This window comes from Pseudoalteromonas sp. SW0106-04 (genome assembly GCF_001293805.1).
Lineage (GTDB): Bacteria > Pseudomonadota > Gammaproteobacteria > Enterobacterales > Alteromonadaceae > Pseudoalteromonas > Pseudoalteromonas ruthenica.
The window spans coordinates 465,973-472,972 of sequence record NZ_BCAI01000001.1 but is presented as its reverse complement, the minus strand read 5'-3'; the positions used below and the strand labels follow the sequence as shown (position 1 = coordinate 472,972).

5 protein-coding genes are annotated in these 7,000 nt (G+C 50.7%); 2 read left to right on the top strand and 3 right to left on the bottom strand.

Going from position 1 to position 7,000, the window contains the following annotated elements; translation table 11 throughout:
* The first annotated feature begins 257 nt into the window (after window positions 1-257).
* The gene (locus W04_RS02110) at window positions 258-755 is read left to right on the top strand and encodes a hypothetical protein (protein WP_053909612.1); all 498 of its coding nucleotides are present in this window, start codon (window positions 258-260) and stop codon (window positions 753-755) included.
* Here the strand turns inward: W04_RS02110 and W04_RS02105 are convergent.
* The gene (locus W04_RS02105; protein ID WP_053909611.1) at window positions 738-1,940 is read right to left on the bottom strand and encodes an anhydro-N-acetylmuramic acid kinase; all 1,203 of its coding nucleotides are present in this window, start codon (window positions 1,938-1,940) and stop codon (window positions 738-740) included. The two genes, W04_RS02110 and W04_RS02105, sit on opposite strands and share 18 nt — an antisense overlap.
* Window positions 1,941-2,153: 213 nt before the next feature.
* Between W04_RS02105 and W04_RS02100 the strand changes: the two genes are divergently transcribed.
* Window positions 2,154-3,455 (top strand): NAD(P)/FAD-dependent oxidoreductase, encoded by a 1,302-nt coding sequence (locus tag W04_RS02100; protein ID WP_053909610.1) that lies wholly within the window; start codon window positions 2,154-2,156, stop codon window positions 3,453-3,455.
* Between the two features lie 10 nt (window positions 3,456-3,465).
* Here the strand turns inward: W04_RS02100 and W04_RS02095 are convergent, their stop codons facing one another.
* The gene (locus W04_RS02095; RefSeq protein ID WP_197275931.1) at window positions 3,466-4,224 is read right to left on the bottom strand and encodes an ABC transporter substrate-binding protein; all 759 of its coding nucleotides are present in this window, start codon (window positions 4,222-4,224) and stop codon (window positions 3,466-3,468) included.
* Window positions 4,225-4,325: 101 nt separating this feature from the next.
* Window positions 4,326-6,941 carry a glycosyl hydrolase family 18 protein gene (locus W04_RS02090; RefSeq protein WP_053909608.1) on the bottom strand — a complete coding sequence of 872 codons (2,616 nt, stop codon included), beginning with the start codon at window positions 6,939-6,941 and terminating at the stop codon, window positions 4,326-4,328.
* Between the last annotated feature and the right edge of the window lie 59 nt (window positions 6,942-7,000).

The window sequence follows — 7,000 nt, the reverse complement described above, 5'->3', positions numbered from 1 at the left end:
TCCATTTTCCCAATTATTTCACCCAATGATATTAAATTAATGAGTGAAGCTACAACAAAATCCGCGCTATTATAGAGAGCTGAATCGGTACATTCAACATAAATTAACAACAAATGAACAAAGATGAAATGCACCTAACCCTTCACCAACATCGTACCTCTTTTGAGAACTCACCATTAAAGCTAAAAGCCTTTAGTCATAAAACTGTCATTTAACTGCGGCATAATTGTGCGCAAATTATCAATATTAAGCAGGATATGGCGCAGTATCGCTCCCCTCTCGCTGTGTTCGCATTGCGAAGCGAAGGGTTATTATCAGATTTCGAAACTTTGGCTGCCCGGCCAACCACTCTGGGCGGTGTGGGTGTGCCTGTGCAACTGCTGTGTCGATTGCCCAGCAGTGCGCAGCAAGGCGATGCGCTGCAGGCAAGTATCACCTTTGCACAGCAACGTGATGCCCAACTTTTGGCGCATCAGCCATTGCATTACAAAGATATCGACAGCGGTATGGTGGCATTAACTCTCTGTGCGCATAGCACGATGCAGGGTGAGTGTGATTATGAACATGCACAGTTGCAACTTACGCTACATGGCCTGCACAACACCGTAAAAGAAAGCGCGCAATACACCGTGCATATTCATCCGCAAGCGCAGTTAAGCTCGCCACAAATGATGAATTACACCGGCCTGCGCCAACGCCTCGGCCAGTATTGTCAACGCCTTTGGCGCAGCACGGCGTCAGTCGGGAAAGCTTAATTTACCCATAGAGATTTGCGGCATCCCCTCTATGGCCGCTGCTTTCGCTGGCTGACCGGCAAGGGTTTCATTGGCGAGTAAGGCAAACAACACCGCCTCTTTGGCGTCGGGGTTCATGCCCAGCTGCGTCAGTGAATCTAGCTGCACCTGTTCACCGCTGAAATGGGCAATGCGCGCCATTAGCAATGGGTTGTGCACACCGCCGCCACTGGCATAAACATGCAGCGGGCCGTGGACTTTCGCCAACCGTGCCAGCTGCGTTCCTACATGATAAGCCGCAAACTCACATAAGGTTGCCAGCACATCCTCGTGAGCCAGGTGCGTTTCCCCAAGTGCAGCTTGGCATTGTGCTAAATAGGCAAGATTAAACACTTCCGGCCCGGTGGTTTTGGGCATGGCGGCGTGTAAAAAGGGATGCTGCGAGAGCTTCGCCAAAAGAGGCTTATACACCTGCCCCTGCCGCGCCAAGGTGCTATTTTCATCGAATTGCCGTGGTGCGAAATAGCGCTGCACATAGGCATCGAGCATGGTATTGCCAGGGCCGAGATCAGCACATAGCGTATCGCCCAGCTCCCCGGCCTTGGGCAGCCAGGTTATATTGGCAATGCCCCCTAAGTTTAACAACACCCGGTGCTCGTGGGCGCTAGCAAAGTATAGGTAATCGCCATAGGCAGCCAGGGGCGCACCTTCACCGCCTGCGGCGATATGCTTTTGGCGAAAATCACTGATAGTCAAAATACCGCTGCTGCAGGCAACATGGCAGCCATCACCAATTTGTAAGGTGGCGTTAGGGTAACCATCCAAACCATGCTGAGCTTTAGGGCAGTGATACACGGTTTGCCCGTGACTGGCAATCGCATCGACCTCATCCGCATTGACCTGCCACTGTGCTAAACATTGCTTGACCAACTGGCCATGCAAACGCCCCACCCACGCATTTAATAAGGTGAGGTGTTGCAAATCGATATCGCGCTTGGCAAACACTTGGCGCAGCCGCTGCGAATACTCCTTCGGGTAGGCACAGGTGGTGAAATGTTGCACCTTAATACGGGTATCGCGACCCGCGCCGCTGATTTGGCACAAGGCGACATCCAACCCATCCATGGATGTGCCACTCATCAGGCCAACAATCGTGCGTTGCGGCTTGGCACTGAGCTCATATAGGGCATGAATGTGCGGATGCATAGGGGCTCCATGGAATAATTTATGCCAACAAAATAGCCTGTTTATTGTCATCATTCAATCTTTACGCTGCGGATGACATTGCCACGTTTTAGGCGTAAGCTAAGAGTCGGAAATCCTCAAAAACAAGCAGTTAGCCCCTGGGTTAATGATACCCAAGTGCATTTAAGCGGTACTGGGCGTGCATTTGGGTATGCAATTTTTGAGGAATAAACCATGAACCAAGACTCTGTGGAGCGTATAATTGTTATTGGCGGTGGTGCTGGCGGACTCGAGCTGGCAACCGGTCTGGGAAAGTCTCTAGGCAAAAAAGGCCGCGCTGAAATTGTACTCATTGATAGAAATCGCACCCATATATGGAAGCCGCTGCTGCACGAAGTCGCGACGGGCTCTCTTGACGCCAGTTTAGATGGCGTGGTGTACTCCGCCCATGCCGCCAAGCACCATTTTCAATTCCAGCTTGGCACCTTCTGCGGCCTAGACCGCGATAGTAAACACATTACCTTAGCCCCGCTTCGCGACGAGCGCGGTAACGCTATTCTCCCCGAGCGTACTCTCAGCTACGACAAGCTGGTAATTGCCATTGGCAGTGTCAGTAACGATTTTAATACCCCTGGGGCGCAAGAGCATTGCTTCTTTTTAGACTCGGTCAAAGGAGCGGAGCACTTTCAACATACCTTATTGGACAGTTTTACCCGTTTACAGCAAGGCGAAAGCGATAAAAGTGCGCTTAATGTGGCGATTATCGGCGCTGGCGCAACCGGTGTGGAACTCTCCGCCGAGCTTTACCATGTTACCAATTTGCTCAAAGCCTATGGCCTTAATAAAGTCTCCAAAGAACGTTTAAAAATTCATTTACTGGAAGCAAGCCCACGCATCTTACCGGCTCTGCCAGATAAAATCGCAATCAAAGCCAGCAAAGAGCTGCAAAAAATTGGCGTACAGTTGCACCTTGGACAAATGGTAAAAGGCATCGACGAACACGGTATTGATGTCGGCGATGAACGTTTGGATTGCGATATAAAGGTATGGGCCGCCGGTGTAAAAGCGCCCGACTTCTTACGCGACTTAAATACTTTTGAGCTTAATAAAAACAACCAAATTTTGGTTAATCAGTACTTACAGGTGCGCGGCGATGACACGCTTTTTGTGATTGGCGATAGTTGCGCCTTTGAGCAGCCAGATGGCAGTTTTGTGCCGCCGCGAGCACAGTCTGCGCACCAAATGGCCAGCAACGTACTTGCTAATATTAAACGTCAATATAAAGGTCAGGCGCTGCGTCCATTTCACTATAAAGACCATGGTTCACTGGTCAATTTAGCGCGCTTTAGCGCGGTCGGGAACCTCATGGGTAATTTAAATAGCAATGTGTTTATCGAAGGTAAACTGGCGAGATGGATGTACATGAGCTTGTATCGTATGCACCAACAAGCAGTGCATGGCACATTGAAAATGATGGCTTTATGGGTAAGCGAAAAAATAACGCGGGTGGTACGACCGAAGATGAAGTTGCACTGAAGCATCAAGTTTAGGGGTGCGCGGCACCGAGCTGGTTTTGCAATAACGCCGTGATAGCCTGTTGCTGCGCTGTGATGGCTTGGTTGAGCTCGCGCATAAAGCCTGTGTTACTCAGCTGATGGCTAATCAGAAAATGAATGGGTTGTGCCGAGACTACCTTGGGGTGCAGCATCAGTTGCGCGCCGCCATACTCGCTCAATAAATGCTTGGCGACCTGCTCATCCTCTATGGTGACATCAGCACGGCCCGCTTTAAGCATTAAGTAACGCTTCACCGGCTCACTCACGGTTTGAATTTGCTGTTGATAACGGCTTTGTTGCACCAGCGTTTCCACTTCTTCACCATAATAAGCGCCTGGCGTGTACACCAGCGTTAGGCCACTTTGCAGCATAGCCTGTAAATCGGCCAAAGCAGATGCTTGCACCCGCTCGCTCACAACCAAACGCACGATTTCTTGCCGATAAGGTGCGCTAAATTGGCCGATGTCTTGGCGATAAGCGGCGAAACTCACCCCACTGAGCAAGTCAATCCGCCCAGCGCGCAGCTCGTTCATAGACCGCCCGGCACTGGGCAAACGCACGTAGTCAAAACAACGACCCATACTTTCAAGTAATAAAGTAATGATGGCCATGTCTAAGCCGCTGATATGGTCATTCTCAATCGAAATATAAGGTGGCCACTCGCTGTTTACGCCAACTCGAATGGGGTTTGTGCACTGGCCAAACGCGGTGCTAGAGAAAAGTAAAATAATAAGCAGAAATTTGCCCACGCACATCTCTGTGGAAACAACCTTAAGTATCCTTGAGTATGGTGGCGAACATGAAAAAGGGCAACTTTCGTTGCCCTTGGTCTCTCAAGTAGGAATCTTATTTATAGCTGGTTCCACACAGCGGCAACGCCAGGCTCTTCACCTTTTGTCCACCACTTAGCTTCAAAACGTGCGCCGTTATAAGACACAACATCACCGGTGTTGTAGATAGACGAGGCACTCCAAACTAGGTCGCCGTTACCGTCTGTGGGTGCTGATACTGGCTCCCAAGGACCACCCAAGTCAGGTTGGTCGCCTTGAGTCCACCATTTAGCACGGTACTCAACACCGCCATAGATCACGGTATCACCACCGGTATACACAGCTTGCGCATCCCAGGTGTCACCCGGTGTGGTGGCGCCTGAATCGGTCACCGTAACGACAAAGCTCTGGCTGCTGCTGGCTTGGCCATCACTGACTGTCACCGTGACGGTATAGCTAGTATCCGCATCCACAGGGTCCGCACTCAGTGTCGCACTGGCACCGCTACCAGAAAGCGTCAACCCGGCTGGTACGTCCCAGCTGTAGGTCAAAGCGTCATTGTCAGCATCGCTGGCAACCACGTTAACGGCTAGGCTTGCGCCCTCTTCCATACTGGCATCAGCGATAGCATCAACCACAGGTGCTGTGTTGCTGCCGCTGCCATCCGCTACAACATTAACACTAACCACTTTACTGACCGTGTCTTTGCCATCAGAAACCGAAACAGTCGCACTGTACTGCGTGTCTTGGCTTACTTGCGGCGCATTGATCACTAAGGTCGCTGAGTTTGCACCACTCACGCTTAGCGCGCTATCAGCCTGCCAGCTAAAGCTGAGAGGGTCATTATCACCGTCAGTGGCTGAGGCAGTAACTGATACCGAGCCACCACTTTGCACTGTGACACTGCTGTCTACACTGAGCACAGGGCGTTGGTTGGCCGGCGGTACATCACCTAAACCTTCATGCATAGCATTAAGAATATCGCCATTATCGGCATCAATTTCCCATGCGAACAAACCACCGAGGTTATGCTGTTGCACGTATTGACCTTTGGCCATGACTGTTTGCGGGGTGTCTAAAGTGATCAGCTTACCGCTGCTGCGATTCCACACATAAGCCGCTTGTGCTTGCGCATCATAACCCGCTTCAAAACCGTTAATACCTTGGAAGTTAGCACCGAGCATATTGGCTTTTACGCCTTTATAATCAATGACTCCATCTTCCCATACACCTTGTGCTGTGGTGCCTTTAAGCGGTCCATTACCAGATGCAGTCATCGGGTTGCCTGCGGTACTCGCGTTTTCAGGATACACGCCTTCCCAACCACGACCATACATAGCCACACCCGCCACTATTTTTTGCGAGGGCACGTTTTGCGCTAGCAACAGCTGAATGGCGTTATCCATGGTGTAAGCCGGGCCTTTATAAGGCTGGCCGTTTTCATCAGTGCCGGAGCCGTCACATTGACCTGGGCGGAAGTGTTCGCCACAATAAACGGCTGTTTGGTGTCCGGTCACATTGCTCCAAGCCCCATAGAAGTCATAGGTCATGGCAAAGATGTAATCCATGTACTGCGCTGCGGTAGCATAGTCAACATCTTCAATCTTGTCGTAACCAGCACCGATGGCTGAAGTCAGCTCATACTGGCGGCCTGTTTCCGCTTCCAGCTCATCGAGCATGACGCGTAACTCACGCATCAACGCAATGTAAGTAGCGCCATCGGTGGTTGGGTCGCCAAGGTTCGGGTTAGCACCATCGCCCCCAGGGAATTCCCAATCAATATCAACGCCGTCATAGAACTTCCACGTTTTAAGGAACTCTTTCATCGATGCCACAAAGGTATCGCGGTTGGCTTTATCGGTGAAATAGTAGAACGGATCAGAGAGTGTCCATCCCCCCACTGAAGGCACGATTTTCAGATCTGGATAACGCTGCTTCAGCGCCATTAACTGTGCATAAGTACCACGAATAGGGTCATCTGCACTAACACCCGGTAGGGCTTTTTGCACTGCCGCCCACGGATCGTGAATAACCACCTCAAAGTCTTGTGAACCCTGACAAGCGGTATCAAGCGCACGCTTTGGCCCGCCAGTCAGTGAGTCATTCGGGCCACAAATCGGAATAAAGCCGTATAAAATGTGGCTAAGGTTTTGTGCTGGCATGTTAGTGACATCATAGTCACGACCATAAATGCCCCACTCAACAAAGTAGGCCCCCGTAACCATGCCTTGCTTTAAGCCATAGTCTTTGTTGTTAGGATCATAATCCATCGGTAACGGTGCTAGATGCGCGCCGTCGGTATCGGCAATGACGATGGGCTTGCCATCACTGCGCGCGCACACGGTGCCTTCACACAATTCAACATACAAGGTATGACGGCCAGCCTTATCATACGGGAAAGTGATCACGCCACTTTTAGTGCCCGCAGGCAGTGCACCAGAGTTCACAACTTGGTCATCAAAATAGACTTTATAGTTGTCACCGCCATCACCACTCCAGGCATTCCACTCGATGTTGATGTTGACTTGGTCTTGGCGACGTACCAAGGATTTATAGCCACCAGTGCCTTCTAAATCTACTTCAACAAAGGAGTACTCTTGCGGCTCCCAGTTTAAGCTCGGTGTCGAAGGCGCGGCAACGGCGACACCCGATGCCATAGCCAGCGTAATGGCTGCGGTTAATTGAGTTAATTTCATATCTTTCTCTTCTTGTTGTCTTATTAAAGGCTAAGCACGACGCATAGGTACTTGCCCGA